Source organism: Roseicyclus marinus (assembly GCF_036322625.1).
In the GTDB taxonomy this organism is placed as follows: domain Bacteria; phylum Pseudomonadota; class Alphaproteobacteria; order Rhodobacterales; family Rhodobacteraceae; genus Roseicyclus; species Roseicyclus marinus_A.
The window spans coordinates 1,609,555-1,635,749 of record NZ_AP027266.1; the positions used below are offsets into that span (position 1 = coordinate 1,609,555).

A 26,195-nucleotide genomic window follows, 5' to 3' on the forward strand; every position below is an offset into this window, starting at 1 on the left:
TTTTTCGCATCGGGTGCCGCGCAGCCGTGGACAGGGGCGGGGTGCGGGGATACATGCCTTGTCCGACGTGACCCACGCCCAGCTTCAGTCGAGACCCGATGGCCAGCCTCAACGATATCCGCTCCACCTTCCTCGAGTATTTCCGCCGCAACGGCCACGAGGTCGTGCCCTCGAGCCCGCTCGTGCCGCGCAACGACCCGACGCTCATGTTCACCAATTCGGGGATGGTGCAGTTCAAGAACCTGTTCACCGGGGTGGAACGGCGCGATTACGTGCGCGCGACGACCGCGCAGAAATGCGTGCGCGCAGGCGGCAAGCACAATGACCTCGACAACGTGGGCTATACCGCGCGGCACCATACGTTTTTCGAGATGCTGGGGAATTTCAGCTTCGGCGATTATTTCAAGACCGAGGCCATCCCCTTTGCCTGGGAATTGATCACCCGAGATTTCGGGATCGACGCCAAGCGGCTGTTGACCACGGTCTACCACACCGATGACGAGGCCTTCGAGATCTGGAAGAAGGTGGGCGTGCCCGAGGATCGGATCATCCGCATCGCCACCTCGGACAATTTCTGGCAGATGGGGCCGACCGGTCCCTGCGGCCCCTGCACCGAGATTTTCTATGATCATGGCGACCATATCTGGGGCGGTCCGCCGGGGTCGGCGGAGGAGGATGGCGACCGGTTCATCGAGATCTGGAACGTCGTCTTCATGCAGAACGAGCAATTCGCGGATGGCTCGATGGTGCCGCTCGACATGCAGTCGATCGACACCGGCATGGGGCTGGAGCGGATCGGCGCGCTGTTGCAGGGCAAGCACGACAATTACGACACCGACCTGATGCGCGCGCTGATCGAGGCGGCGGCCCATGCGACGAGTGTCGATCCCGACGGGCCGCAAAAGGTTCATCACCGCGTGATCGCGGATCATCTGCGGTCCTGTTCCTTCCTGATCGCGGACGGGGTCATGCCGTCGAACGAGGGGCGGGGATATGTGCTGCGCCGGATCATGCGCCGCGCGATGCGCCATGCGCATCTGTTGGGGGCAAAGGACCCGCTGATGCACCGTCTGGTGCCGTCGCTGGTGCAGCAGATGGGCCAAGCCTATCCGGAACTGGGCCGCGCGCAGGCGTTGATCACCGAGACGCTGAAGCTGGAGGAAGAGCGGTTCAAGACCACGCTGGATCGGGGTCTGAAACTGCTGGACGAGGAATTGTCGGGGCTGGACGAAGGGGCGGCGCTGCCCGGTGCGGCGGCGTTCAAGCTTTACGATACCTATGGTTTCCCGCTCGACCTGACGCAGGATGCGCTGCGCGAAAAGGGCCGGGCGGTCGATACCGACGGGTTCGATGCCGCGATGGCCGAACAGAAGGCCAAGGCGCGCGCGGCCTGGTCCGGTTCGGGCGAGCAGGCGGATGCGGCCATCTGGTACGATCTGGTTGAACAGCACGGGGTGACCGAATTCCTTGGCTATGACACCGAGATCGCGGAGGGGCAGGTTCTGGCGCTGGTGCGCGAGGGTGCGGGCGTCGATCAGGCGGGCGTCGGGGAGACGCTGGCGATCGTGGTCAACCAGACGCCGTTCTACGCGGAATCGGGTGGCCAGGTCGGCGATACCGGCATGGTCCGCACCGCGACGGGCAAGGCGCGCGTGACCGACACCAAGAAGATCGCGGGCCTGTTCCTGCATATGGCCGAAGTCACCGACGGCACGATCAAGCCCGGTCAGGGTGCGGAGCTGGAGGTCGATCATGACCGCCGCACCACGATCCGGGCCAACCATTCCGCCACCCACCTGCTGCACGAGGCGCTGCGCCGCGCGCTTGGCGATCACGTAGCACAGCGCGGCTCGCTCAATGCGCCCGACCGTCTGCGGTTCGATTTCAGCCATGGCAAGGCGTTGTCGGCGGAAGACCTGGCGCGGGTGGAGCGTGAGGTGAATGATTTCATCCGCCAGAATGCACCGGTGGAAACGCGGATCATGACGCCCGATGCGGCGCGCGATCTGGGGGCGCAGGCGCTGTTCGGCGAGAAATACGGCGACGAGGTGCGGGTGGTGTCCATGGGGACGCTGGCCGGATCGGGCAAGGGCGCGGATGGCCAGACCTATTCGCTGGAATTGTGCGGCGGCACGCATGTGCGCCAGACGGGCGATATCGGGGTTTTCGTGGCGCTTGGCGACAGCGCGTCGAGCGCCGGGGTGCGCCGGATCGAGGCGCTGACCGGCCTCGCGGCCTTTGACTACCTGTCGGGGCAGGATCGGCGCGTGGCAGCGCTTGCCCAAGAGATGAACGCGACGCCTGCCGAATTGCTGGAGCGGGTGCGCAGTCTCAAGGACGAGCGGCGCAAGCTGGAGAACGAGGTGGCGCAGCTGCGCCGGGCGCTGGCCATGGCGGGCGGCGCGGGTCAGGCGGCACCCGAGGCGCGGGAGGTGAACGGCATCGCCTTTCACGCGCAGGCCTTGAGCGGTGTGACCGGCAAGGACCTGGCCGGGCTGATCGACGAGCACAAGGCGCGGCTTGGATCGGGTGCGGTGCTGTTGATCGCGGATACCGGCGACAAGGCCGCGGTCGCGGCCGGCGTGACCGAGGACCTGGTGGGCCGGGTTTCGGCGGTCGACCTGGTGCGCGCGGCGGTGGAACAGCTGGGCGGCAAGGGCGGCGGCGGCAGGCCCGATTTCGCGCAAGGCGGCGGCAAGGACGCGGCCAATGCCGAGGCGGCCATCGCGGCGGCGGAAACTGTTCTGAAGGGGGAGTGACAGATGCCCGGAGCGTTCTGGATCGCGCATGTGACCGTGTCGGATGATGCGGCCTATGCGAAATACGCAGCCCTTGCGACCAAGGCCATCGCCGAGCATGGCGGGGAATTCCTCGCGCGCGGGGGACGTGCGATCCAGAAGGAGGGCCGCGCGCATCCGCGCAATGTCGTGGCGCGGTTCCCGAGCCTCGAGGCGGCGAATGCCTGTTACGAAAGCGCCACCTACCAGGAGGCGTTGAGCCATGCGCAAGGCGCATCCGAACGCGACCTGGTGCTGGTCGAGGCATTGGATTGATCGGGGTGGGCGGGGACCGCAGCGGCCCCCGCGCCCATGATCAGGCCGGTGTCACGTCAAGACGGACAAGCGTCTGGTTCAGCAGCATATAGGCAATCTCGCCGAAGGTGACGGGGCCGGTGAAGCCGCCCGTCGCCTTGCCCTCCAGATCGCCGTAAAGGTAGTTCAGGATGCAGTTGCACGAAAACTGCCCCGAGCCTGCCGTGCCGAGCTGGCCCGCAAAGGCCGCGCGGTAATCGGGCAGCGGGCGGGCGAGGCGATAGTCGACCCCCGCCATGACCGGCGCGTAGAAAGCGACCGTATCGCCCGCGACATCGACCGATTGCACCGACACATTCACCAGCGCCCCGCCGTAATCGGCGATGAGCGGCAGGCGCGTGTCGATCCCGTTATCGGTCAGGAAGCGGGCGAGCGACACCTGTTGCCCGTTCACGAGCGCGGTTTGGGCCGAAAAGCCCGTTTGCGGGAAGCGGAAGGTCAGGCTGTCATCATCGCTGCGCGAGAAGATGTTGACGATGTCGAGATCGACCCGGTCGCCCGCGCCAAGGGCCAGATGCATCACCACGGCGGCATCTTCGAGCGCAAGCCCGGTCCGGCCGTCGAAGACCTTGGGCGTGACGCGTCCGATGTCGTCGAGATGCACGCCCGAAATCCAGCCCATCAGGGGTTGGGCGAAAAAGCCCGGATAGCCCGCGCCGTCCATGGCGAAGGTGGCATGGGCACGGGAAAAGGCGGGGATCAGGACGAGGGAAAAGCCGCCCTCGACATAGCCCGAGGGGATGCTGGCCAGATCATCGGGATCGATCGTGCGGATCGTGGCGGCGGTGGCGTGCTCGATCGTGGTGCAGAACAGCCGGTCGCGGATCACCGCGCCGCCCGTATCGGTCACGAAATAGACGGAGGTTCCGCCGATCCAGCTGCCGCGCGGCAATTGCGCCAGCAGTGCCTCGTCGCCCGCGATGGACAGGATCGCCCCGGCACGGATGCGGGCGGAGGCGTCTTCAAGGGTCAGAAGTTCGTTTTTCACAATCGTCACTTTCTCTCAGAGCTGCACGAGTTCATCGGCGGCGAAGGCGTTCTGGCGGGCAAAGGTGACAAGTTCCTGCACCTTGGCATCTATGAGGCCGGGGTTGTTGCGCACCTCGATCCGCAACCGTCCGACGACGATGCGCGTGGCGAGCGAGGCCGAGGAAAGGGCCGTGTCCGAGGTGATGAGCGACCTCAGCTTGAGGGGATTTGGAAGGGTCATGCTGTGCTTTCGTTTGGTGCCAGAGGATTGCGCGTTCCCTGGGAGCACAGGGGCAAACGGCGGGCAGGGGCGAAAGCTTAGGGGCGGGACGTTAGGATTGCGGCCACGGGCGCAAGTGTCGCGGGGCCGGGTCGTCAGCGATCCTGGGGATGGCCTGTGGCCCGGGCGTCAGCCGCCCGGTGCGGTGGTTGCGCGGGCCAGACGCGCCTCGAGCAATTTGCGGGCGCGCGCCTCGGCCACGCGGACGCGCACCAGCGTGCGGAACAATTCCTCGGTCGTGGGGGAGGAGGCGCCGATGGCCTGGGCGATCTGCTCGACGAGCTTGTCGTCGCCCAGGCGTTCGGCCGCTTCGAGCGTGTCGCGGGCCAGCTTGTCGGCCAGTTCCTCGGCGATGCGGCTCATGGCGCGCGACCTTTTAGCGGCTGTTCTCGGTCAGGCGGCGGCGGACATAGGTCTGCACGCTTTCGATCATCGGATCCATGTGGGGATCCTCGAAGAAATGCCCTGCGCCTTCCACTTCCTGGTGGGTGATCGTGATCCCCTTTTGCTCGTGCAGCTTGTCCACGAGAATGCGGGTATCCTGGGGTTTGGCCACGCGGTCGGAGGCCCCGTTGATGATCAGGCCCGAGGCGGGGCAGGGCGCGAGGAAGCTGAAATCATACATGTTGGCGGGCGGCGAGACGCTGACGAAGCCCGTGATCTCGGGGCGCCGCATCAAGAGCTGCATGCCGATCCAGGCCCCGAAGGAAAAGCCCGCGACCCAGCAATGCTTGGAATTGGGGTTCATCGACTGGAGGTAATCGAGCGCGGAGGCCGCATCGCTGAGTTCGCCGATGCCCTGGTCGTATTCGCCCTGGCTGCGGCCCACACCCCGAAAATTGAAGCGCAGCACCGTGAAGCCGATCTTGTGAAAGGCGTAATGCAGGTTGTAGACGACGCGGTTGTTCATCGTGCCCCCGAATTGGGGATGCGGATGCAGGATGATCGCGATGGGCGCGTCCTTGGTCTTTTGCGGGTGGTAACGGCCTTCGAGCCGACCCTCGGGGCCGGGGAAAATCACCTCGGGCAAACGCACTCTCCTCAAGCGGGGTCCGGGCGGCGGCGCTGCTTGACGCATTCGGGGCCGCTGCCTAGAACCGATGAATTCCTGCCGGGGCCGGGGAAGCCGGAACCGGGTCGCTTCGCAGTTAAGCCTGCGGATCGAAAAGGTCAATCTTTGCAGGGGAGAGGCTGCGCATGAAGCTGAGCACCAAGGGGCGTTACGCCATGGTCGCGATGGCCGATCTTGCGCTGCAGAACGGCGACGGGCTGATGTCGCTTGCGGAATTGTCCAAGCGGCAGGACATTTCGCTGCCCTATCTCGAGCAATTGTTCGTCAAGCTACGCCGGGCGGAACTGGTCGACTCGGTCCGGGGGCCGGGGGGCGGCTACCGGCTATCGCGGCCCGCCTCCGAGATCCGGGTGGTCGATATCTTTGCCGCCGTGGACGAGACGGTGAGCGCCCTGCATACCGGGGCAGGCGCGACGGGGGGCGTATCGGGGAGCCGGGCGCAATCGATGACCAACCGGCTCTGGGAGAGCCTGTCTGCGCATGTCTATGTCTTCTTGCACCAGACGCGGTTGTCGGACGTGGTGCAGAACGGGCTGACGCCATGCCCGGCCGTGCCGACCTTGTTCGAGGTGGTCGACGAGGGCTGACCACGGGCGGCCGGATCGGGGATGCCCGTCGGGCCATGCATATTTTTGGAAAGATGAAGCGGGGGCGGGATGGCGCGGATCTATCTTGATCACAACGCGACGGCGCCGCTGAGGCGTGAGGCGCGGGCGGCGATGGTCGCGGCGATGGATGTGGTGGGCAATCCGTCGTCGGTCCATGCGGAGGGGCGGGCGGCCAAGGCGCTGATGGAGCGGGCGCGGGGGCAATTGGCCGAGGCGCTGGGGGCGCAGGCGGCCGATATCGTCTTTGTCTCGGGGTCCACGGAAGCGGCGGCGCTGGCGCTGGCGGGGCGCGGGCTGCATGGAGCGGCGGTCGAGCATGATGCGGTCAGGGCCTGGGTGGTCGAGGACCTGGCCGTGGATGGCGCGGGCCGGGTGCGGCTGGAGGATGCGCCCGCAAGCACGCTGCAATTGGCCAATTCCGAGACGGGTATCGTGCAGGATCTGCCCGAGGGGCTGGCGGTGAGTGACTGGACGCAAGGGTTCGGAAAACTGCCCGTGGCCTTTGACTGGTCGGGAATCGATATGGTCTTTGTCTCGGCCCACAAGATCGGGGGGCCCAAGGGAATCGGGGCGCTGGTGCTGCGCCGGGGCCTAGATGTCGAGGCGCGCATCCGCGGCGGCGGTCAGGAGATGGGGCGCAGATCGGGCACCGAGAACCTGATCGGCATTGCCGGATTTGGCGCAGCGGCAGAGGCGGCGGCGCAAGATCTGGCCTCGGGCGTTTGGGATCGGGTGGACAAACTTAGAAATATTCTAGAAAAGACTCTGGAACCCCGCGCGAAAGGGACTATTTTTGTCGGGAAAGATCAGACCCGGCTGCCCAACACCAGCCTGATGGTCACGCCCGGATGGAAGGGCGAGACGCAGGTGATGCAGATGGACCTGGCAGGTTTCGCCGTTTCGGCGGGATCGGCCTGTTCCTCGGGCAAGGTGAAGGCCAGCGGCGTCTTGCGCGCCATGGGTCTGGACGAGGAGGCGGCGGCATCGGCGCTGCGCGTCTCGCTCGGGCCCGAGACGACGGAGGCGGAGGTGATGGCCTTTGCCGAAGCCTGGCTCGCGGCGCGGGACAGATGGGCGGCCAAGCGCCGCTGACGAACGGCCGGGACCCGGCCCCAGAGGATGACCCGGCCAAGGCCGGCAGAGGAGAGAGTGACATGGCAGCCCTCGATACCGACATGCAGGACACGCAGGTCAAGGATGGCGTCGACCGCGAAACGGTCGAAACCGTCCAGGCGATGGGCGGCAAGTACAAATACGGCTGGGAAACCGAGATCGAGATGGACTACGCGCCCAAGGGCGTGAACGAGGACATCGTGCGCCTGATCTCGGACAAGAACGGCGAGCCGGAATGGATGACCGACTGGCGTCTGCAGGCGTTCAAGCGCTGGAAGCAGATGGACGAGCCGGAATGGGCGATGCTGAATTACCCGCCCATCGCCTACCAGGACCAGTATTATTTCGCCCGGCCCAAGAGCATGGCCGAAAAGCCCAAGAGCCTGGACGAGGTCGACCCCAAGCTGTTGGCGACCTATGACAAGCTGGGCATCCCGCTGAAGGAACAGATGATCCTTGCCGGCGTCGAAGGGGCGGAGGATGCGCCGGCCGAAGGGCGCAAGGTGGCGGTCGATGCGGTCTTTGACAGCGTCAGCGTCGGCACGACCTTTCAGGCCGAGCTGAAGAAGGCGGGCGTGATCTTCTGCTCGATCTCGGAGGCGATCCGCGAGCATCCCGAGCTGGTCAAGAAATACCTCGGCTCCGTCGTGCCGATCACCGACAATTTCTTTGCCACGCTGAATTCGGCGGTGTTTTCGGACGGCTCCTTTGTCTACATCCCGCCGGGCGTGCGCTGCCCGATGGAATTGTCGACCTATTTCCGCATCAATGCCGAGAATACGGGCCAGTTCGAGCGCACGCTGATCATCGCCGACAAGGGCAGCTATGTGAGCTACCTCGAAGGCTGCACCGCGCCCAAGCGCGACACCCATCAGCTGCATGCGGCGGTGGTGGAGCTGATCGCGCTCGAGGATGCGGAGATCAAGTATTCCACCGTCCAGAACTGGTATCCGGGCGACGAGGAAGGCCGGGGCGGCATCTACAATTTCGTGACCAAGCGCGCCGATTGCCGGGGCGACCGGTCCAAGGTGATGTGGACGCAGGTCGAGACGGGATCGGCGATCACGTGGAAATACCCCTCCTGCATCCTGCGGGGCGATGACAGCCAGGGCGAGTTCTATTCCATCGCCATCGCCAACAATGCCCAGCAGGCCGATACCGGCACCAAGATGGTGCATCTGGGCAAGCGCACGAAGTCGCGCATCGTGTCCAAGGGGATCAGCGCGGGCCGCGCGCAGAACACCTATCGCGGTCTTGTGTCGATGCATCCCAAGGCCAAGGAAAGCCGCAACTACACGCAATGCGACAGCCTTTTGATCGGCGACAAATGCGGCGCGCATACTGTTCCCTATATCGAGGTCAAGAACAACTCGAGCCGGGTGGAGCACGAGGCGACCACGTCCAAGGTGGATGACGAGCAGATGTTCTATTGCCGCCAGCGCGGGATCGGCGAGGAAGAGGCCGTCGCCCTGATCGTGAACGGCTTCGCGCGCGAGGTCTTGCAGGCCTTGCCGATGGAATTCGCCATGGAAGCGCAGCAGCTGGTGGCGATTTCGCTGGAGGGTAGCGTCGGCTGATCGGGCCGGCGCGGCGAGACGGGTCTGGTATCGAGGTGGGTCGATGAACATGAAATTCTGGCTGACGGCGGGCGAGCCGCGCCCGCGCTATGCGCTTCTGGTGGCGATCGGGGTCGTGATCATGATGAGCCTGACCTATCCGATCTGGCAGCCCGGCGGGCCGGGCATGGCGGCCTTTGCGGCGGTGACGGCGACGATCATCAGCCATGTCTCGGCCAAGCTGATCATGCGGCGCTGACGGGTCCTATCGGCGCGCTTGAGGGGAAGGTCATGTCGGCAGATTTCGACGCGAAACGTGTGGAGGCCCTGATCGGGATTCTTTCGCCTGCGCGCGTCACGCGGGTCGTCGATGTGGGGGCCAACCCGTTGGACGTGCCGCCCTATGCGGGGCTGCTGAAGATGGGCGGCTGCGAGGTCTGGGGTTTCGAGCCGCAGGAAGAGGCGCTGGCAAAGCTGCGTCGCGATGCGGGCAAGGGCGAGCATTACCTGCCGCATGTGGTGGGCGATGGATCGCGCGGAACGCTCAGGGTGTGCGCCGACAGCGGCTTTACCTCGCTACTGGAGCCGAGCGGGGCGACGATGGCGGCGCTGGGACAGTTCAAGGACCGCGCCAAGGTGGTGGAACGGCTGGAGGTCGAGACCATCCGGCTCGACGATATCGCGGAGCTGCCCGAATTCGATCTGTTGAAGATCGACGTGCAGGGCGGGGAATGCGCGGTGTTCGAGCATGGACAGGCGCGTCTGACAGGTGCTGTCACGGTGATTTCGGAGGTTTCGGCGCTGCCGATCTACGAGGATCAGCCGTTGTTGCCCGATCAGGCCGCTGTCTTGGGCAAGATGGGGTTCGGGCTGCACAAGTTCCTGTTCCTCAAGAGTTTCGGGTTCCGGTCGGGCTATTGCAATCGCCTGCGGCGCAAGCATTACCGCAGCCAATTGGGCGACGGGGACGCGGTTTTCGTGCGCCATCTCTTTGGGCTGGAGCGGCTGGAGGACGAGGCGCTCAAGCATCTCGCGATCCTCGCCGATGCGGTGTTCCTGAGCCAGGATCTGGGCGTCGCGGCGCTTGGCGTCTTGGCCGAGCGCGAGCGGATCAGGCCCGAACAGGTGCATGATTACATCGACCTTCTTCCCGAAACGACACAACGCCCCGAGCGGGCAGGGCCGGACACGCTGGCCGCCGAATGACGAAACATGGCCCCGGCACGCGCCGAGGGCGTCAAGATTGCTGAGAGGATACGCCAATGCTGACGATCAAGAACCTGCATGTGAAGCTTGAAGACGAGGACAAGCAGATCCTCAAGGGTGTCGACCTGACCGTCGAGGCGGGCAAGGTTCACGCCATCATGGGGCCGAACGGATCGGGCAAGTCGACGCTGTCCTACGTGCTGTCGGGACGCGATGGCTACGAGGTGACGGAGGGCAGCGCGACGCTGGAAGGCGAAGACCTGCTGGAAATGGAACCCGAAGACCGCGCTGCGGCGGGTCTGTTCCTGGCGTTCCAGTATCCGGTCGAGATCCCCGGCGTGGGCAACATGACCTTTCTGCGCACGGCGCTGAACGCGCAGCGCAAGGCACGCGGCGAGGACGAGATCAGCGCGGGCGATTTCCTGAAACTCGTGCGCGAAAAGGCCAAGACGCTCAAGATCGACGCCGAGATGCTCAAGCGCCCCGTGAACGTGGGCTTTTCGGGCGGTGAGAAGAAGCGCAACGAAATCCTCCAGATGGCGATGCTGGAGCCCAAGATGTGCATCCTCGACGAGACGGACAGCGGGCTTGACGTGGATGCGATGAAGCTGGTGTCGGATGGCGTGAATGCGCTGCGCGATGCGGGGCGCGGGTTCCTCGTCATCACGCATTACCAGCGGCTTCTGGACCATATCAAACCCGATGTCGTCCATATCATGGCCGATGGCCGCATCGTGAAGACGGGCGGGCCGGAGCTGGCGCTCGAGGTGGAAAAGAACGGCTATGCCGATATCCTGAACGAGGTGGCGTGATGGCGGTTGCACAAGCCAAGCAGGATCTGACCGAGGCGCGCATCGCGGCGCTGGACCTGCCCAAAGGGGGCGCTTGGGCCAATGCGGCGCGGGCCGATGCGCTGGCGCGGCTGCGCGCCATGGGTCTTCCCAATCGGCGCGACGAATATTGGAAGTTCACCGATCCCAGCAGCCTCACGCAGGCGGCAGCGCCGCGCGCGGCCCTGTTCGAGGCGACGGATGAAGAGCCGATCTTTGCTGGGATCGACCGTCTGCGCATCGTCTTTGTCGATGGCGTCTTTGACGCCGCGCAATCCGACGATCTGAGCCTTGCCGGGGTGGAGATCGAGCGCCTGTCGGACGCAATGGCGCGCGACATCCATTGGGCGCGTGAGCATTACGGCAAGCTGGAAACCGCGGGCCAGACCCCGGTTCAGCGTCCGCTGGCGGCGTTGAACACGGCCTTTGCACAAGATGGCGTGGTGATCCGGGCGACGGGAAAGGTCGCAAAGCCGATCAGCCTTGTCTACCTGCACCGCTCGGAAACCTCGGATGCGATCCTGCACCATGTCGTGCGGGTCGAGGACGGGGCGGAGCTGACCATTCTGGAGAACGGTCCGGCCGCAGCCCGGTTCAACAAATGCATGGAGATCAGCGTGGCCGATCGCGGCACGTTCCACCATGTGCGCGCGCAAGGCCGCGACCATGAGCGCCGCGCGGCGACCCATATGTTCGCGCGGCTGGGCGAGGAAAGCGTCTACAAATCCTTTACCCTGACCGTGAACGGCGTGCTGACGCGCAACGAGCACGTGATCGAGCTGACCGGTGACGATGCCGTGGCCCATGTCGCAGGCGCCGCGATGGGCGATGCGCGCAACGATGCGTTCCACCATGACGATACCGTGTTCATCACCCATGACGCCGAGCGCTGCGAAAGCCGCCAGGTGTTCAAGAAGGTGCTGAGAAACGGGGCCGAAGGCGTGTTCCAGGGCAAGATCCTCGTGAAACCCGGCGCGCAGAAAACGGATGGCTACCAGATCAGCCAATCGCTGCTTCTGGACGAGGAAGCGTCGTTCCAGGCCAAGCCGGAGCTGGAAATCTACGCCGATGACGTGAAATGCTCGCACGGCTCCACCACCGGGGCGATCGACGAAACCGCGTTGTTCTATCTGCGTGCGCGCGGTGTGCCGAACGATACCGCCACGGACCTGCTGGTTCTGGCCTTCATCGACGAGGCCATCGGCGAGATCGAGGATGAGCGGCTGGCCGAGGATATCCGCGTCCGGTTGCAGATGTGGCTGGAGCGGCGCAGGCGGGGCTGATCCATGGCGGTGACCACCGATATCGTGGCGACATGGCGCAGGCCCGGCGTGGTCATGCGGCGGCTCTTGTCCATGGGCCGCCGCGAGGATCGGGCGCTGGCGATGCTGATCGCGGCCTGTCTCGTGATCTTCGTCGCGCAATGGCCACGGTTGAGCCGGGAGGCGTTTCTTGCGTCAGAAGGTGGTCCGCCGCTGGAAGCCGTCATGGCGATCACCTTTTTCTCGATGCTGATGATCTGGCCCTTGATGGCCTATGCCCTGGCCGGCATCACGCATGTGGTTGCGCGGATGATCGGGGGGCGTGGGACGTGGTATTCGGCGCGGCTGGCGCTGTTCTGGTCCTTGCTTGCGACATCGCCTGCATGGCTCTTTCACGGGCTGGTGGCGGGCTTCATCGGGCCGGGGATCGAGCAGAGGATCGCCGGGGGGCTTTTGCTCATTGCCTTCCTCGCCATCTGGGGCCTTTGCTTGCGCGAGGCGGAACGCGAACCCGAGGCGGGGGCATGACCCATATCATTTCTCTGGGCCCCCTGTTGCGGATGGCGCGCGACACGGTGGCCAATCCCCGCGAAGGGGCCGAAACGGTTCTGGCGCTGGGGCTGCCGCGACAGGCGCTGTGGCTGGCATTCGCGCTGGTCATCGTCTTGTCGATGCTTCTGGGCGATATCCTCTATCTTCTGGCCGGATTGCCGCAAGGCGGGCCGCTGACCGGTCCTATGGGGGCGTCTCCGGTCGTGATGGGGGCGCTTCAGGCCGGGTTCCTGTACCTGATGGCCCATGCGATCACGCATATCGGGCGGCTTTTCGGCGGCACGGGCCGCTTTGAGGAAGCGCTCGCGCTGATCATCTGGCTGCAATTCATCTTTCTCTGCGTGCAGGTGGTGCAGTTGATCGCGCTGGTGGCGCTTCCTCCGGTTGCAGGGCTGATCACGATCCTGGCCTTGGGTCTTTTCCTGTGGCTCTTGGTGAATTTCATCGCGGCACTGCACGGGTTCACGTCGCTTGGCATGGTGGCGGTGATGACGATCCTGTCGGCCTTTGCGCTTCTCTTTGCCCTCAGCCTTTTGCTGACGCTTCTGGGCATCACCTTCGGGACGGTCTGAATGACATATGATATCGACAAGATCCGCGCGGAATTCCCGATCCTGTCGCGGCAGGTGAACGGCAAGCCGTTGGTCTACCTCGACAACGGGGCGAGCGCGCAGAAGCCGCAGGTGGTGATCGACGCGGTGACGCAGGCCTATTCGATGGAATACGCCAACGTGCATCGCGGCCTGCATTACCTGTCGAACCTTGCGACCGAGAAATACGAGGGCGTGCGCGGCACCATCGCGCGCTTTCTTGGGGTGAAAAACGAGGACGAGATCGTCTTTACCTCGGGTGCGACGGAAGGGATCAACCTTGTCGCCTATGGCTGGGCGATGCCGCGGCTCGAGGCCGGGGACGAGATCGTTCTGACGATTGCGGAACATCACGCCAATATCGTGCCATGGCATTTCCTGCGCGAGCGGCAGGGCGTTGTGCTGAAATGGGTGGAGGTCGATGCCAAGGGCGATCTGGACCCGCAGGCGATGATCGAGGCTATGGGCCCAAAGACCAGGCTGGTCGCAATGTCCCATATGTCCAATGTCCTGGGCACCGTTTTCGATGTGAAACCGGTGATCGAGGCAGCCCATGCGCACGGCATTCCGGTGCTGGTCGACGGGTCACAGGCGGCGGTGCACATGCCGCTCAACCTCGACGATCTGGGGGCGGATTTCTACGCGGTCACGGGCCACAAGCTTTATGGCCCCTCGGGGTCGGGCGCGATCCATATCAAGGCCGACAGGATGGCCGAGATGCGCCCTTTCATCGGGGGCGGCGACATGATCCGCGAGGTGCATCGCGACCGGGTGATCTACAACGACCCGCCGATGAAGTTCGAGGCGGGCACGCCCGGGATCGTACAGCAGATCGGATTGGGCGTGGCGCTCGACTACATGATGGGCGTGGGGATGGAGAATATCGCCGCTCACGAAAAACGGCTTTGCGATTACGCAAGGGCGCGGCTGGACGGGCTCAACTGGCTTAACGTGCAAGGCACGTCGGCGCGCAAGGGGGCGATCTTTTCCTTCACGCTCGAGGGGGCGGCCCATGCGCATGACATCTCGACCGTGCTCGACAAGAAGGGCGTGGCGGTCAGGGCAGGGCAGCATTGCACCGGTCCGTTGATGGCGCATCTGGGGCTGAACGCGACCTGCCGGGCGAGTTTCGGGATGTACAACACCGAAGCCGAGGTGGATGTGCTGATCGAGGCGTTGGAGCTGTGCCACGAGTTGTTCGCGTGAATGCACGTAGGTGCGCCTGAAGGCGCACCCTACCCGGACCGTTGCGCATGGTAGGGTGTGCCTTCAGGCGCACCATTCAAAAGCTCAGTCGGGCCGCCCCATCAACCGGTCGATGGGCGCGTAATCATCGGTCAGTATCATGCCCCTGTCGGCCGCGATCGCCCGGATGAACCGGTCATCAAGCGCGGCAAAGGCCATCAGATCGGGGGCAGGGGCGGTGAATTGGCTGATCGGGGTTTCGACCGATCCCGCCACCACCGCAAAGACCATCCGCGATCCGGGCGCGGGCTGGCCAGCCTGCGTCCAGACCTCGACCACCGGAAAGACCTCGCGCAGCGTCATGACGATGGACCCCAGCGAGCCCAGGCGATCCTCGTAATCGATCACGGTCATCAGGAAGGACCCGTCACGCGTCATCCGTGCCGCGACCAGTTCGAAGAATTCCCGCGTCACGAGGTGAACGGGCACGACCACATCGGTGAAGGCATCGCCGATGATGATGTCGAATTGCCGCTCGGGCCGGATCAGGAGGGCGCGGCGCGCATCCTCGTGCCAGATCTCGGCGGCGGAGGCGTCGAACCAAAAGGCGTCTTCGGCAAGCTGCGTCACTTCTGGGTCGATCTCGGCCACGGTCATGGGGCCCGCCCCCTGCGCCATCAGGCTGCGCGGCACGGAAAAGGAGCCGCCGCCGATCACGTAGGTGCTGTAATCTGCCCGGGGCGCGCGGAGCCGCGTCAGCGTGTCGAGCATCGCGCCATGGACGGTGAACTGGACCTGCGGCGCATCGCGGGCGCTGATCCCATGGGCGAGGTGGTCGATCACCATCAGATGCACGGGGCTGGACGGATCGGCCGACAGATCCTCGACCCGGAGGCAGAAATATTGCGTTTCCTGGTGGCATTGCTGGGGGGCGGCCAGCGCCAGCCCCGCCATGCCTGCTGCCGCCGCCCCGGCCAGCACCGCGATGGCAAAACCGCGCGAGCGCGCGAGCCAGAAGAACAACAGGCCCGAGGCGATGTAGACAACCGTCACCACGACGAGCGTCAGGGCAGAGCCAAGCCAGGCGATGAAGACGATGCCGGCCAGAAGAACGCCCGCGATGGCCCCGACAGCCCCCGAGGCGAACATCGCGCCGAGCGCGGGGCCGGACCGGTCGGGGTTCGAGGTGATGGCGATCTGCGCCAGAACGGGCGCGGGCACACCGGCAAAGAAGGAGGGCAGGAAAAAGACCACCATGGTCAGCGCCGTAATGCCCCATACGGGGCTTGTGACAACGGCCAGCACCGGGCCCGCTACCATGGGCAGAATCAGGACCGCCGCCGCCGTGGTCAGCGCCGCCGCCAGCGTGGCACCCCCCGTCCAGGCCAGCGCCCGGTTGGTCGGCAGCGCGGCCAGGCGCCCGCCCCACCAATGGCCTGCGGAAAAGCCCGCGAGAACCACGGCGATCACCGCCGTCCATGTATAGAGCGACATGCCCACATGCGGTGCGAGCATCCGGCCCGCCACGATCTCGACCACGAGCGAGGCGGCCGAAATGCCCCCTTGCAAGACCACGAGTAGCCAAAGCGGCGTCGGTCGCGTCATGTGGATCCTCCCCAAAGTCCCGAGCTTGCACTTGAAACGACCCGGCGGGCGGAGGCAAGTGCAACCGTGACGCGGCGAATGTGACAGCGGGTGCGCTTGCACAGGCCCTCCGCTTGGGTCTAAGCGATTGGCACGGCCAAGCAGAACCGGGGGGCGGACAAGATGGCGGGCGTTCACGATCTGGCGCGCAACGAAACCGGCATCGCGACCGCGATCGAGGTGTTGCGGCAACGTTTCGGCGCAAGGCTTGAGACCGGTCAGGCCCTGCGCGAACAGCATGCGCATACCACCACGTGGCTGCGAAACCAGCCGCCCGATGCGGTGATCTGCCCCACCTCGACCGAAGAGGTGCAGGCGATCCTGGGCATCTGCACAGAATACCGGGTTCCCGTGATCCCCTTTGGGGCGGGCAGTTCGCTGGAGGGGCACGTGAATGCGCCCGCAGGCGGCATTTCGCTCGATTTCAAGGAGATGAACGCCATTCTCGCGGTTCATGCCGAGGATATGGATTGCGTGATCCAGCCCGGTGTCACGCGCAAGGCGCTCAACACGCATCTGCGCGCTACGGGGCTTTTCTTTCCGGTCGATCCCGGTGCCGATGCGTCGCTCGGCGGGATGGCCGCGACGGGGGCGTCCGGCACGAATGCGGTGCGCTATGGGACGATGAAGGACAATGTCCTGTCGCTCAAGGCGGTCCTGCCCTCGGGCGAGGTGGTCACGACCGCACAGCGCGCGCGCAAGACCAGCGCGGGCTATGACCTGACGCGCCTGATGGTGGGCTCCGAAGGGACGCTGGGGGTGATCACGGAATTGACCCTGCGCCTGCAAGGCATACCCGAGGCCGTATCGGCCGCGACCTGTTCCTTTCCCGATGTGGGCGCGGCCTGCGCGGCCGTGATCGCGACGATCCAGTATGGCATTCCGGTCGCCCGGATCGAATTGCTGGATGCGTTGCAGGTGCGCGCGGTCAATGCCTATTCCAAGCTCACGCTTCCCGAGACGCCTCTGTTGCTTCTGGAATTCCACGGGTCCGAGGCGGGCGTTGCCGAACAGGCGCGCGCCTTTGGCGAGATCGCGCAAGAGATGGGGGGCCATGGTTTCACCTTCACCACGCGGGAGGAGGACAGAAACCGCCTGTGGCAGGCGCGCCATGACGCCTATTGGGCCGGATTGCAGCTGCGCCCCGGCGCGCGGGGCCTGTCGACTGATGTTTGCGTACCGGTCAGCCGTCTGGCGGATTGCGTGAGCGCCGCACAGGACAGGCTTGCCGCGATGGGCATGCTTGCGCCCATCGTGGGCCATGTGGGCGACGGGAATTTCCATTGCCTGCTTCTGGTCGATACCGAGGATGCCGCCGAGGTGGCGCAGGCCGAGGAGTTCATCGGCTGGCTGAACGAGCTGGCGATTTCGATGGACGGGACCTGCACCGGCGAACACGGGATCGGGCAGGGCAAGGCGGGATATCTGGAACGCGAACTGGGGCAGGGGGCGATGGGCATGATGCAGGCGATCAAACGCGCGGTCGATCCGCTCAACATCCTGAACCCTGGCAAGATGGGGCTTGGCTGATGGCGCGGCCCATTCATCACGGCATCCCTTCGGCCCATATCGAGCCGCATCTGTCGGGCCGCTCCGGCTGGCTGCGCGCGGCTGTCATGGGGGCGAACGACGGCATCCTGTCCACCGCCTCGCTGATCGTGGGGGTTGCGGCGGGGGCGGCCGATCATGTCACCATCCTTCTGGCCGGCGTTGCGGGCATGACGGCAGGCGCGCTCAGCATGGCGGCGGGAGAATATGTCTCGGTCTCGAGCCAGGAGGATGTCGAACAGGCCGATATCGCCAAGGAAAAGCGCGAGCTGAAGCAAAACCCCGAGGCGGAACTGGACGAGTTGACCGCGATCTACGAGACCCGTGGTCTGCCGCCGCCGTTGGCGCGCGAAGTGGCCGAACATCTGACCGAGGCCGATGCGCTTGGTGCCCATCTGCGCGACGAGATCGGTCTGACCGACCTGTCCCCGCCGCGTCCGCTGCAGGCGGCACTGGTCTCGGCCCTGACCTTTGCGGCAGGGGCTTCGGTGCCATTGGCCGTGGGGGCGGTTGCGCCGCTCGACGATCTGCAGCTTTGGGTGGGTGGCGCGACCCTGCTTGCGCTTGGGACGCTGGGCGCGCTTGGCGCGCAGGCGGGCGGCGCATCGCGCAGGCGGGGGGCGATCCGGGTGACGATCTGGGGTCTTGTGGCCATGGGCGTCACGAGTGCGATCGGGTCGATCGTCGGTGCCACACTTTAGCATCTCTGCAAGGGTGGAGGCGGAATGTATCGCGCTTGCGTCCCTCCCGCTCGTCTTGGCATGATCGGCGCATGACGGCCCGATCCGCCCCTGCCAGCCTGCGCATCCGTATCCTGTTCGGGGAAGACACGATGCTGGGTCCCGGAAAGGTGGACCTGTTGGAGCATATCGGCCGGACGGGCTCCATCGCCGCTGCAGGGCGGGCGATGAACATGAGCTACAAGCGCGCCTGGCTTTTGGTCGAGAATATGAACGCGGCCTTTCGTGAACCGCTCGTCGCGTCGGCACGCGGGGGCAAGGCCGGGGGCGGGGCGCATCTGACCGCCACGGGGCAGGCGGTGCTGGCCCTCTACCGCAACATGGAAACCACCGTGGCCAAGGCTGGCGCGCCGCAGGTGGCGGCCCTTGCGGCTCTGCTACGCGATATTCCCGACGGAAAATAACGCTTGCCTCGGGGCCGGTGGCTTACGATATGTTTCATGAAACATATCAGTGTCGGAAAGACTGATCATGCGCCTGTCCACCTTTGCCCGACCCGCGCTTGCCTTTGCGCTCGCCCTTGGATTTGCGGTCCCGGCCCGGGCAGAGGGCGTGATGCTCTTTGCCGCCGCATCCCTGCGGACGGCACTTGACGCGGTCGCGGCGGATTGGATGGCGGAGACGGGCCACCAGGTTACCATTTCCTACGCCGGATCGAACCAATTGGCCCAGCAGATCCTCGCGGGCGCGCCTGCCGATATCTTCATCTCGGCCGCGGTGACCTGGATGGATGCAGTCGAGGCGGAGGGGCTGGTTGTGGAAGGCACGCGGACCGATCTTTTGGGCAATGCGCTGGTTCTGGTCGCGCATGATCGGGGTGCAACACAGGTCGACATCGGCCCGGAGCTCGACCTGGCGAGCATGCTGGGGGAGGAACGTTTGGCCATGGCGCTGGTCGAGGCGGTGCCCGCCGGTCAATATGGCAAGGCGGCCTTGGAACATCTTGGACTTTGGGGATTGGTCGAGGGGTCGGTTGCGCAAGCCGACAATGTGCGCGCCGCGCTGGCGCTTGTCTCGACGGGAGAGGCCCCATACGGCATCGTCTACGCGACCGATGCAGCCGCGGATGACACCGTGACGATCCTTGGCACCTTTCCCGCCGACAGCCATCCGTCGATCCGCTATCCCGCCGCCCTTCTGATCGAGGCGGCGGATGCGGCAGACCGCGCCTTTTTCGACGCGCTGAGATCGGAGGCCGCGCGGACCCGGTTCGAGGCCCAGGGGTTCAGGGTGCTAGATTGACGCCGTGATGGATTGGCTTTCCCCCAGCGAATGGCAGGCGGTTTTCCTGTCGCTCCGCGTCTCCTTCTGGGCGACGGTGGTGAGCCTGCCGTTCGGGATATTCACCGCCTATGCGCTTGCGCGCTGGCGCTTTCCGGGCAAGCAGATTTTGAACGGTTTGGTGCATCTGCCATTGATCCTGCCACCCGTGGTCACGGGTTACCTGTTGCTTATGACCTTCGGGCGGCGGGGGCCAGTGGGCGAATTCCTCGAAAGCTGGTTCGGGATCGTCTTTGCCTTTCGCTGGACGGGGGCGGCGCTGGCGGCGGGGATCATGGCCTTTCCCCTGATGGTGCGCGCGATCCGGCTGGCGATCGAGGCGGTGGACCCCAAGCTCGAACAGGCGGCGGGCACGCTGGGCGCAACGCGGTCTTGGGTCTTTCTGACCGTCACCTTGCCCCTGATCCTGCCCGGCATCATCGCGGGCGCGATCCTGGCCTTTGCCAAGGCGATGGGGGAATTCGGGGCGACGATCACCTTTGTCTCGAACATCCCGGGGCAAACGCAAACGCTGCCCTCGGCCATCTACACCTTCTTGCAGGTGCCGGGCGGGGAGGATGACGCGGCGCGACTGGTCATCGTGGCCATCGTCATCGCCATGGCGGCGCTGCTCCTGTCGGAATGGATCAGCCGGGCGGTCGCACGCCGGATCGGGGGCACGTGATGCTGGAGGTGCGGCTGAAACACCGCTTTGGCGGCTTCACGCTCGATGCGGAATTTGCCGCACCACAGGGGATCACGGTCCTGTTCGGGCGCTCGGGGTCCGGCAAGACCAGTATCGTCAACGCGGTCGCCGGATTGCTCAGGCCCGAAGCGGGGCGGATCGCCATGGGCGACACGATCCTGACCGATACGGCTGCGCGCCAGTGGCTGCCCCCGCACAAACGCCGCATCGGCTATATCTTTCAGGAAGGGCGACTGTTTCCGCATCTGAGCGTGCGGCAGAACCTGCGTTATGGCGCGTGGTTCGCGCCCAAAGGCGCCCCGCGCGAGGATATGGGGCGCGTGGTCGAGATGCTGGGGATCGGTCCCTTGCTCGACCGGCGGCCCGGCGCGCTGTCGGGGGGCGAAAAACAACGCGTGGCCATCGGGCGCGCGCTGCTCTCCGCGCCGCGCCTGATCCTTGCCGATGAACCGCTGGCCGCGCTGGACGAGGCGCGCAAGGCCGAGATCCTGCCCTATTTCGAGCGGCTGCGCGACGAGGTGGCGATCCCGATCCTCTATGTCAGCCATGCCGCATCCGAGGTGGCGCGGCTGGCCACGACGATCGTCGCGCTGGAGGCTGGACGGGTGATCGCGGCGGGACCCGCGGCGGAGGTGCTGGGCGACCCGACCGTCCTGCCCACCGGCGCGCGCGAGGCAGGGGCGGTTCTGATGGCGCGTGTGGTCCGCCATCACGCGGACGGCTTGACCGAGATCGAGGCGGGCGGGATTGCGCTGTTCCTGCCACGGTTGCGGCGCGAGGCGGGCGTGAACCTGCGGGTGCGGATCGCGGCGCATGACGTGATCCTGTCGCGCGCGGCGCCGGATGGTTTGTCCGCGCTCAACATCCTACCCGGTGTCGTGGCCGAAATCCGGGCCGGTGAGGGTCCGGGGGCGCTGGTGGCCCTCGACACGCCTGCGGGGCGTGTGCTGGCGCGGATCACGCGCCGGTCGGTCGCGGCCCTGGCGCTGGAACCGGGCGTATCGGTGCATGCGGTTCTGAAATCGGTTGCCGTCGCGCCGGCCGATGTCGGCGCGGCGCATGGTGCGACCTGACGGCGCGGCAAAGGTTTTCTGCCCGATCATGCTTCATTTTTTGCGCCGGGCGTCGTTCATGGGGCTGGCAGGCTCTTTTCCATCGGCTTGCAACCGCTTATCCAAGACGGAACGCCGCGTGCACGGCAGGGACGCATAAATGAACGACCAGGGCCATTTCCTGTTCCTGATATCCTTGTTGCCCTTTCTGGGCGCAGTGATTCCGGGGATCATGATTCGTGCAGGACGCAACGCCTGCGCAAGTTTCACCGCCGTGCCGACCGTGCTGGCCTTGATCCTGTTGCTGATCCTCGCGCCGGACGTGTTGCGCGGAGAGGTGATCACGGCCGAGGTGATGTGGCTGCCGCAGCTGGGGCTGTCGGTGTCCTTCTTCCTCGACGGGCTGGGGCTGATGTTTGCCGCGATGATCCTCGGCGTGGGCCTGCTCATCACGCTTTATGCGCGGTTCTACCTGTCGGGCGACGATCCGATGGGCCAGTTCTACACCTATCTGCTGATGTTCCAGGGCGCGATGCTGGGCATCGTGATTTCCGACAACATCCTGCTTTTGCTGATCTTCTGGGAGCTGACCTCGCTCTCGTCCTTCCTGCTCATCGGGTATTGGAAACGTCTGCCCGAGGGGCGGCAGGGCGCGCGGATGGCGCTGGCCGTGACCGGGGCAGGGGGTCTTGCGATGATCGGGGGCATGCTGATCCTCGGCCATGTCGCGGGAAGCTACAAGCTGACCGATATCCTGCAGGCGGGTGAGGCGATCCGGGCCTCCGAATGGTATCTGCCCGCGCTGATCCTGATCCTTTTGGGGGCCTTCACCAAATCGGCGCAGTTCCCGTTCCATTTCTGGTTGCCGCACGCGATGGCGGCCCCGACGCCCGTGTCGGCCTATCTGCATTCGGCGACCATGGTGAAGGCGGGCGTTTTCCTGATGGCGCGGATGTGGCCGGTTCTGGCGGGGACGGATGCGTGGTTCTACATCGTGGCGACCACGGGTCTGGTCACGATGGTGCTGGGCGCGCTGATTGCGCTTTTCAAGGATGACCTGAAGGCGCTTTTGGCCTTTTCGACGGTCAGCCACCTGGGTCTTTTGACCATGCTTCTGGGCTTCGGGACGGAGGCTGCGGCGGTGGCGGCGGTGTTTCACATCCTGAACCACCTGACGTTCAAGGCGGCACTCTTCATGACGGTGGGGATCGTCGATCACGAGACCCATACCCGCGACATCAGCCGGTTGGGCGGTTTGCGCCACCTGATGCCGATCACATTCGCCATCGGCACGATCGCGGCCCTGTCCATGGCGGGCATACCGCTTTTGAACGGGTTCCTGTCCAAGGAGATGATGCTGGAGGAGGCATCGCACACCTATTGGGCGGGCAGCACGTGGGCCGTGCCGGTTCTGGCGACCTTGGGCGCGCTCTTGTCGGTGGCCTATTCCTTCCGCTTCATCGGCCATGTCTTTCTGGGGCCGGTGCGCGATGATTATCCGCACAAACCACATGATCCGCCCGCAGGGCTTTGGGCAGCACCCGCATTCCTGACCGTTCTGGTGGTCGTGATCGGGATCGCGCCTTTCTTGGCCGAGGGGGTCGTGACGGCGGCCGCCAATGCCGTCACCGGGGCAGATCTGCACCCGCATCTGAAGATCTGGCATGGCGTGACGCCCGCGCTCTGGATGTCGGTCATCGCGGTTCTGGGGGGTGGTGCGCTGCTTGGCCTGCACAAGCCGCTTCTGGCGGCATGGGAGGGGGCGCCGCGCCCCGAGGCCAAGGTGATCTTTGACCGTCTGGTGGCCGCCATCGTCGCCCTGTCGCGCCAAATCACCGAGATCGCGCACAACGGGGCGATCAGCCGGTATCTGGCGGTTTTCGTCGTCACCTCGGTCGCGCTTGGGTGGATCGCCTATACCGGCAGCGGCCTGTCCGCGCCGACGCGCGACCTGTTGCCGGTGCCTGCGGTGGTGGGGATCGGCTGGCTCATGCTGATCGTGGCGAGTGTCGCCGTGGTCCTGTTGCACCGGGACCGCTTCACATCGCTTGTGTTGATCGGGATCATCGGTCTGACGATCTCGGCGGGATTTGCCTATCTGTCGGCCCCCGATCTGGCGCTGACGCAGATCTCGGTCGAGACGGTCACGATCATGCTGCTGCTTCTGGCGCTGCATTTCCTGCCCAAGACAACGCCCATCGAAAGCAGCGCCTTGCGCCGCCTGCGTGACGGGGTGATCGCCGTGGTGGCGGGTCTGGGCGTCGGGGGATTGGCCTATGCCTTCTTGTTGCGCGACATCTCGACCATTTCGCAGTTCCACCTCGACAACAGCTACGAGGGCGGCGGCGGCACCAATGTGGTCAACGTGATCCTCGTCGATTTCCGGGGTTATGACACCTATGGCGAGATCATCGTCCTGGGGATCGCGGGCATGGTGATCTATGCGCTTGTCCAGACGCTTCTGGCCGGTCCCGTGGCGCGCAAGCTGCGCGGGGGGGGTGCCATGTCGGCTGTGCTGCGCGAAGGGCTGGCCGTGACCCATCTGTCGCGCGACCGCCATCCGCTGATGATGGTCGTGGTCACCCGCGTCCTGATGCCCATCGCCATCGTGGTCGGGGCCTATATCTTCTTGCGCGGGCACAACCAGCCGGGCGGGGGGTTCGTCGCGGGTCTGGTCGTCGCCATCGCGCTTTTGATGCAATACATGGCTTCGGGCTTTGCCTGGACGCAGGCGCGCAAGCGGATCGAATACCACACGCTGATCGGCTTTGGCGTGATCATCGCGGGCCTGACCGGGGTCGGGGCATGGCTTTCGGGCACGCCCTTCCTGACCTCGGCCTATACCTATGTGCATCTTCCGCCGATCGAGGAATTCGAACTGGCCACGGCCATGCTGTTCGACCTGGGCGTGTTCCTGACCGTTCTGGGGGCTGTGATGCTGATGCTCTACAGCCTGTCGCGGATCGCGCGTCATGCCGGCGAGACCGTGAACACCGAAGCGATGGACTTCGACCCCGGGATGGACAGGGTCACGGCGCGCGGGGGAGACAGCTGACATGGAAATGATCCTCGCAAGCGCCATCGGCGTTCTGACGGCTGCGGGTGTCTATCTGCTCCTGCGCCTGCGCACGTTTCCCGTGATCCTTGGGCTGGCCTTCCTGTCCTATGCGGTCAACGTCTTCATCTTTGCCAGCGGGCGTCTGGCTATCGACCAGTCGCCCATCCTGTCGCGTTATGGCGAGGCGAGCTATACCGACCCGCTGCCGCAGGCCCTGGTTCTGACCGCGATCGTGATCTCCTTCGGGATGACCGCCGTTCTGGTGATGATCGGGCTGGCCGCCTATTTCGAGGCCGAAAGCGATAGGGTCGACATCGACCAAAATGATGACCGCGCCGAGGGGGGCAAGTGATGCATTGGATCATCCTTCCCGTCGTGATGCCCGCGCTCTTTGCGCCCATCATCGGCTTTGTCATGCGCCACGATATCGGGCTGGCGCGCATCGCGTCGGTCACGGGCACCGTTCTGTTGCTGGCTGTCGCCCTGTTCAATGCCGGAATGGCGGCTACGGGCGAAACCTTTGTCTACCGGCTGGGGGATTGGCCCGCGCCCTTTGGCATCGTGCTGGTGCTCGACCGGCTGTCGGCGCTGATGGTGCTTTTGACGGCCGTGCTGGCTGTGATCGTGCTGATCCATGCCATCGCCACCGGCTGGGACGCGCGCGGAAAGCATTTCCACACGCTGTTCCAGTTCCAGTTGATGGGCATCTGCGGGGCTTTCCTGACCGGGGATATCTTCAACCTGTTCGTTTTCTTCGAGGTGCTGCTGATCGCCTCCTACGGGTTGATGATCCATGCGGGCGGCCGCGACAGGGTGCGCGCGGGCCTGCAATACGTGGTCATGAACCTTGCGGGATCGACGCTGTTCCTGTTCGCGCTAGGCACGCTGTACGCCTCGACCGGGACGCTCAACATCGCCGACATGGCGCGCGTGATCGCCACGATCCCGGCGGAGGAGGCGGCGCTGGTGCGGGTGGCGGCGATCCTTTTGATGATCGTCTTCGCGGTGAAGGCTGCGCTTTTCCCGGTGCAGTTCTGGCTGCCTGCAACCTATGCCAATGCCTCCGCCCCGGTGGCGGCGCTTTTTGCCATCATGACCAAGGTGGGGGCCTATGCGATCTTGCGGGTCCATACGATCTCCTTTGGTCCGGGCATCACGCCGACCGAGGATCTGGCGGCGACATGGCTCTTCCCGGCGGCCATCCTGACCATCGCCGTGGGCGCTTTCGGCGTTTTGGGCGCGCGACGGCTGATGCCGCTCATCGCCTTTTCGGTGTTGGGGTCGATGGGCACGCTGATGGCGGCGGTTTCGGCCTTTTCGCCCGAGGCAACCACTGCGGCGCTTTATTACCTGGTGCATTCGACCTTTGCCGCCGCCTGCCTGTTCCTTGTCGCGGATCTCGTCGTCGCACGACGCAACAACGACGCGCTGCGACCGGTCCCGGCAACGGCACAGAACGGCCTGTTCGCGGCGCTGTTTTTCGGGGCGGCCATCGGCATGGCGGGCATGCCGCCGCTCAGCGGATTTCTGGGCAAGCTCCTGATCCTCGATGCGCTGCGCGAGCCGGGTCTGATGGGCTGGGCCTGGGCCGCGATCCTGGGTGGATCGCTTCTGACCATCGTGGGCTTTGCACGGGCAGGCAGCGTGCTGTTCTGGTCCTCGACCGCGCTAGAAGCGCCGCTTGCCGCCTCCCCCGAAACGCGCAAGGCGGGGGCATGGGAACTGGCCCCTGCGATGATCTCCATCGGGATGCTGGCGCTGCTTGCGATCCTTGCCCTGCCGGTTTCGGGCTATCTTGAGGATACGGCGCTGCAGATCTTTGATCGGGCCGGATACATGACGGCGGTGCTTGGCACCGGAACGGAGGGTTGA

General features: G+C 65.2%; 26 protein-coding genes. 21 read left to right on the top strand and 5 right to left on the bottom strand.

The window, feature by feature from the left end:
- The first annotated feature begins 98 nt into the window (after window positions 1–98).
- Both alaS and AABA51_RS07720 read left to right on the top strand, forming a co-directional pair.
- On the top strand, window positions 99–2,759 hold the full coding sequence (gene alaS, locus AABA51_RS07715; protein ID WP_338276141.1) for an alanine--tRNA ligase: 2,661 nt from the start codon (window positions 99–101) through the stop codon (window positions 2,757–2,759).
- A 3-nt stretch (window positions 2,760–2,762) separates the two neighbouring features.
- Window positions 2,763–3,053, top strand: coding sequence for a DUF1330 domain-containing protein (locus AABA51_RS07720; protein ID WP_338276143.1), 291 nt, complete (start codon window positions 2,763–2,765; stop codon window positions 3,051–3,053).
- Window positions 3,054–3,093: 40 nt separating this feature from the next.
- Here AABA51_RS07720 and AABA51_RS07725 read toward each other — a convergent pair whose 3' ends face one another.
- The 4 genes from AABA51_RS07725 to AABA51_RS07740 all read right to left on the bottom strand — a co-directional run bounded on the left by AABA51_RS07725 (window position 3,094) and on the right by AABA51_RS07740 (window position 5,371).
- The gene (locus tag AABA51_RS07725) at window positions 3,094–4,089 is read right to left on the bottom strand and encodes a DUF6976 family protein (RefSeq protein ID WP_338276145.1); all 996 of its coding nucleotides are present in this window, start codon (window positions 4,087–4,089) and stop codon (window positions 3,094–3,096) included.
- A 6-nt stretch (window positions 4,090–4,095) separates the two neighbouring features.
- On the bottom strand, window positions 4,096–4,302 hold the full coding sequence (locus AABA51_RS07730) for a hypothetical protein (protein ID WP_338276147.1): 207 nt from the start codon (window positions 4,300–4,302) through the stop codon (window positions 4,096–4,098).
- Window positions 4,303–4,470: 168 nt separating this feature from the next.
- The gene (locus AABA51_RS07735) at window positions 4,471–4,704 is read right to left on the bottom strand and encodes a hypothetical protein (protein WP_338276149.1); all 234 of its coding nucleotides are present in this window, start codon (window positions 4,702–4,704) and stop codon (window positions 4,471–4,473) included.
- A 13-nt stretch (window positions 4,705–4,717) separates the two neighbouring features.
- The gene (locus AABA51_RS07740) at window positions 4,718–5,371 is read right to left on the bottom strand and encodes an alpha/beta hydrolase (RefSeq protein ID WP_338276151.1); all 654 of its coding nucleotides are present in this window, start codon (window positions 5,369–5,371) and stop codon (window positions 4,718–4,720) included.
- Window positions 5,372–5,538: 167 nt separating this feature from the next.
- Between AABA51_RS07740 and AABA51_RS07745 the strand changes: the two genes are divergently transcribed.
- From AABA51_RS07745 to AABA51_RS07790, 10 genes are all read left to right on the top strand, one after another.
- Complete coding sequence (locus AABA51_RS07745; protein WP_338276153.1) at window positions 5,539–6,000, top strand: Rrf2 family transcriptional regulator; 462 nt, start codon at window positions 5,539–5,541, stop codon at window positions 5,998–6,000.
- 69 nt (window positions 6,001–6,069) lie between these two features.
- On the top strand, window positions 6,070–7,113 hold the full coding sequence (locus AABA51_RS07750) for a cysteine desulfurase family protein (RefSeq protein WP_338276155.1): 1,044 nt from the start codon (window positions 6,070–6,072) through the stop codon (window positions 7,111–7,113).
- 62 nt (window positions 7,114–7,175) lie between these two features.
- The gene (sufB, locus tag AABA51_RS07755) at window positions 7,176–8,711 is read left to right on the top strand and encodes a Fe-S cluster assembly protein SufB (protein ID WP_338276157.1); all 1,536 of its coding nucleotides are present in this window, start codon (window positions 7,176–7,178) and stop codon (window positions 8,709–8,711) included.
- Window positions 8,712–8,754: 43 nt separating this feature from the next.
- A complete protein-coding gene (locus AABA51_RS07760; RefSeq protein WP_338276159.1) occupies window positions 8,755–8,949 on the top strand; it encodes a hypothetical protein in 195 nt (64 codons plus the stop codon).
- A 32-nt stretch (window positions 8,950–8,981) separates the two neighbouring features.
- Window positions 8,982–9,896, top strand: a complete 915-nt coding sequence (locus AABA51_RS07765) for an FkbM family methyltransferase (protein ID WP_338276161.1) — start codon at window positions 8,982–8,984, stop codon at window positions 9,894–9,896.
- A 56-nt stretch (window positions 9,897–9,952) separates the two neighbouring features.
- Complete coding sequence (gene sufC, locus AABA51_RS07770; RefSeq protein WP_338276163.1) at window positions 9,953–10,708, top strand: Fe-S cluster assembly ATPase SufC; 756 nt, start codon at window positions 9,953–9,955, stop codon at window positions 10,706–10,708.
- Window positions 10,708–12,009, top strand: coding sequence for a SufB/SufD family protein (locus tag AABA51_RS07775; RefSeq protein WP_338276165.1), 1,302 nt, complete (start codon window positions 10,708–10,710; stop codon window positions 12,007–12,009). The genes sufC and AABA51_RS07775 overlap by 1 nt, the downstream gene beginning before the upstream one ends.
- A 3-nt stretch (window positions 12,010–12,012) precedes the next feature.
- Window positions 12,013–12,516: a hypothetical protein gene (locus AABA51_RS07780; RefSeq protein WP_338276166.1), complete on the top strand. Its 504-nt coding sequence runs from the start codon at window positions 12,013–12,015 to the stop codon at window positions 12,514–12,516.
- Window positions 12,513–13,112 carry a YIP1 family protein gene (locus AABA51_RS07785; RefSeq protein WP_338276168.1) on the top strand — a complete coding sequence of 200 codons (600 nt, stop codon included), beginning with the start codon at window positions 12,513–12,515 and terminating at the stop codon, window positions 13,110–13,112. The genes AABA51_RS07780 and AABA51_RS07785 overlap by 4 nt, the downstream gene beginning before the upstream one ends.
- The gene (locus AABA51_RS07790) at window positions 13,113–14,336 is read left to right on the top strand and encodes a cysteine desulfurase (protein ID WP_338276170.1); all 1,224 of its coding nucleotides are present in this window, start codon (window positions 13,113–13,115) and stop codon (window positions 14,334–14,336) included.
- Window positions 14,337–14,420: 84 nt separating this feature from the next.
- Here AABA51_RS07790 and AABA51_RS07795 read toward each other — a convergent pair whose 3' ends face one another.
- Complete coding sequence (locus AABA51_RS07795) at window positions 14,421–15,920, bottom strand: fused MFS/spermidine synthase (protein ID WP_338276171.1); 1,500 nt, start codon at window positions 15,918–15,920, stop codon at window positions 14,421–14,423.
- A 162-nt stretch (window positions 15,921–16,082) separates the two neighbouring features.
- Here AABA51_RS07795 and AABA51_RS07800 point away from each other — a divergent pair, with 162 nt between their 5' ends.
- From AABA51_RS07800 to AABA51_RS07840, 9 genes are all read left to right on the top strand, one after another.
- Window positions 16,083–17,489 (top strand): FAD-binding oxidoreductase, encoded by a 1,407-nt coding sequence (locus AABA51_RS07800; protein ID WP_338276173.1) that lies wholly within the window; start codon window positions 16,083–16,085, stop codon window positions 17,487–17,489.
- On the top strand, window positions 17,489–18,208 hold the full coding sequence (locus tag AABA51_RS07805) for a VIT family protein (RefSeq protein ID WP_338276174.1): 720 nt from the start codon (window positions 17,489–17,491) through the stop codon (window positions 18,206–18,208). Before AABA51_RS07800 ends, AABA51_RS07805 begins: the two co-directional genes overlap by 1 nt.
- Before the next feature lie 71 nt (window positions 18,209–18,279).
- Complete coding sequence (locus tag AABA51_RS07810) at window positions 18,280–18,651, top strand: winged helix-turn-helix domain-containing protein (RefSeq protein WP_338276176.1); 372 nt, start codon at window positions 18,280–18,282, stop codon at window positions 18,649–18,651.
- A 67-nt stretch (window positions 18,652–18,718) separates the two neighbouring features.
- Window positions 18,719–19,489: a molybdate ABC transporter substrate-binding protein gene (gene modA / locus AABA51_RS07815; protein ID WP_338276178.1), complete on the top strand. Its 771-nt coding sequence runs from the start codon at window positions 18,719–18,721 to the stop codon at window positions 19,487–19,489.
- Between the two features lie 7 nt (window positions 19,490–19,496).
- On the top strand, window positions 19,497–20,192 hold the full coding sequence (gene modB, locus AABA51_RS07820) for a molybdate ABC transporter permease subunit (protein ID WP_338276180.1): 696 nt from the start codon (window positions 19,497–19,499) through the stop codon (window positions 20,190–20,192).
- A complete protein-coding gene (modC, locus tag AABA51_RS07825) occupies window positions 20,192–21,286 on the top strand; it encodes a molybdenum ABC transporter ATP-binding protein (protein ID WP_338276485.1) in 1,095 nt (364 codons plus the stop codon). The genes modB and modC overlap by 1 nt, the downstream gene beginning before the upstream one ends.
- 139 nt (window positions 21,287–21,425) lie before the next feature.
- Window positions 21,426–24,320: a monovalent cation/H+ antiporter subunit A gene (locus AABA51_RS07830; RefSeq protein ID WP_338276182.1), complete on the top strand. Its 2,895-nt coding sequence runs from the start codon at window positions 21,426–21,428 to the stop codon at window positions 24,318–24,320.
- A gap of 1 nt (window position 24,321) precedes the next feature.
- On the top strand, window positions 24,322–24,675 hold the full coding sequence (locus tag AABA51_RS07835) for a Na+/H+ antiporter subunit C (protein ID WP_338276184.1): 354 nt from the start codon (window positions 24,322–24,324) through the stop codon (window positions 24,673–24,675).
- The gene (locus tag AABA51_RS07840; RefSeq protein WP_338276186.1) at window positions 24,672–26,195 is read left to right on the top strand and encodes a monovalent cation/H+ antiporter subunit D; all 1,524 of its coding nucleotides are present in this window, start codon (window positions 24,672–24,674) and stop codon (window positions 26,193–26,195) included. The genes AABA51_RS07835 and AABA51_RS07840 overlap by 4 nt, the downstream gene beginning before the upstream one ends.